Genomic DNA, 1,657 nt, shown 5'->3' on the forward strand with positions numbered 1-1,657 from the left:
CAAAGGAGCCCCCGCAAAAGGACAACAAAAAACCAATTTTGCGCATCAGCGTGGAAGAGCCTGCGGAAAATCCGCAGGCCCTTCTTTTTGCGCACGTCAGAAAAGGGCGAAAACAGCCGGTTAACTGTCCTCGCCCCCGCTATTTGAAAAGTGCTGCGAAAAACGATCTCTCGATACGGGTTAAGCCCCATAGGTACACAATGTGCACCTATGGGGCTTAACGCTGTGTACGGGAAACGCCTATGGATGCGAACAAATTGCATCCACAGGCGTTTATACTTTGCACGTGAGGTCTTAACGGTAATGCCGCCTCAGTAAAATATTTCTTTTCAGAACTTTTATTTTTTACTTTTTTTCATCTGCTCCTTAAATGCCTTTTTCAGCATCTCTCGGCCTTCCTTTTTGGTCAAGGCATTTTGATCCAACTTTCCCATTTTTATTGCTTTGCAAACCTCAATATAGGCTTTGCCAAGGGCAAGCGTGATCACACCCGCTGTACCGGCAGACACAGCTCCGCCGGCTACTGAACCTGCGCCAGGAACCAGTTTCATCAGATTAGATGCTACAGTCTTACCAATCACAGTGGCTCCACTGACACCAAGAGCCGCAACCACCAGAGATTGGAGTGCATCGCGTTGGATATTAAATCCAAACACCTTATTAATGGCAATCATCATGGCTACTTGCTGGCCAACCAAAAGCGGAGCGTCGGCAAATGGAATCGGCACAGCACCTGTAGCTGTAGTGCTTGCTACAAATCCCAGCACGATATTGTTTGCTTTCTCAAACATCTCCCTATATTTGTAGCCTTGAAGCTCTTCCAGCAGGTCATCCTCATAATCGCATTTATTGGTAGTTTCCATGGCGTTTTCCTCCTGATTTATGTTTAATTCAGAAAATACTGGTCAATATCCCGTTTGTTCCGCAGAACTTTTTTCGGAGTCACACCGACATAATCGGCCAATACGATAGAACCATCAAATGCAATGTTGACATCTGGGTCAAACGCAAGCTCCAACATAGATGAAAATCTTTCCATTTCTTTCTTTAACATTGCGAGGAGCTTGTAATACCGTTCATCCAGCGTTTGATTTAGTGCGGCAAAACTCTCCTGATAGGCTTGGATCAGTATTTGCTCTTTCTCGCTAAGATTGTCCTTGGCAATCTGATACATGAACATCCCGGCAACATTTCCAATCATGGCTCCCAGAACGGGAATTGGGATCGCCACCTGGCCCAGCATTGCAGAAACAGCACTAATTGACACATCCAGGCACAGGATTTCGGAATTTTCAACAAACTCCTCCGCCGAAATTTCGCCTCGGCGGAATTTGATTCCCTGACCCGTTACGCCGAAAGCTGCTGTGACAAATGCATTTGCAACCGCAGCCGGTGTAGCAGTGAAGTTTGTCATTGCGTAAACGGTTCCACCACGGATTGCACCTTGAACAGTTCCTTTTGTGGTGTCAATGCCGATATCCTTCCAGTCCTCCGCAGTAAACTCCGAAAGGCGTTTGCCCTGTTTGTGTTTCTTCCATACGCCAAGGCAGAATGTCATACCGCCTTCCATCGCTGCAGAGATTCCAGCTGCCTTGACACCTTCCTGCAATGTGGGCTTGCTGGCCTCATATGATTCATTACGACGACGCTGATCCTC

The 1,657-nt window shown here is 47.1% G+C and carries 3 protein-coding genes; 1 reads left to right on the forward strand and 2 read right to left on the reverse strand.

Annotated elements, in window-relative coordinates; all coding sequences use genetic code 11:
* A partial coding sequence (locus tag ACTNBK_RS16945; protein WP_441147858.1) for a hypothetical protein occupies positions 1–221 on the forward strand: 221 nt, incomplete at its 5' end.
* Between the two features lie 117 nt (positions 222–338).
* Here ACTNBK_RS16945 and ACTNBK_RS16950 read toward each other — a convergent pair.
* Both ACTNBK_RS16950 and ACTNBK_RS16955 read right to left on the reverse strand, forming a co-directional pair.
* Entirely contained in the window at positions 339–863 is a 525-nt protein-coding gene (locus ACTNBK_RS16950) for a YcjF family protein (RefSeq protein WP_087334574.1), read from the reverse strand.
* Positions 864–886: 23 nt separating this feature from the next.
* A partial coding sequence (locus ACTNBK_RS16955) for a hypothetical protein (RefSeq protein ID WP_441147860.1) occupies positions 887–1,657 on the reverse strand: 771 nt, incomplete at its 5' end.

Source organism: Intestinimonas sp. HCP28S3_D6, assembly GCF_052065695.1.
Classification (GTDB): Bacteria; Bacillota; Clostridia; order Oscillospirales; family Oscillospiraceae; genus Intestinimonas.

What these genes read in the sequence shown, in the direction of transcription:
- ACTNBK_RS16950 (WP_087334574.1), bottom strand. Translation starts at nt 863, where the DNA reads ATGGAAACTACCAATAAATGCGATTATGAGGATGACCTGCTGGAAGAG.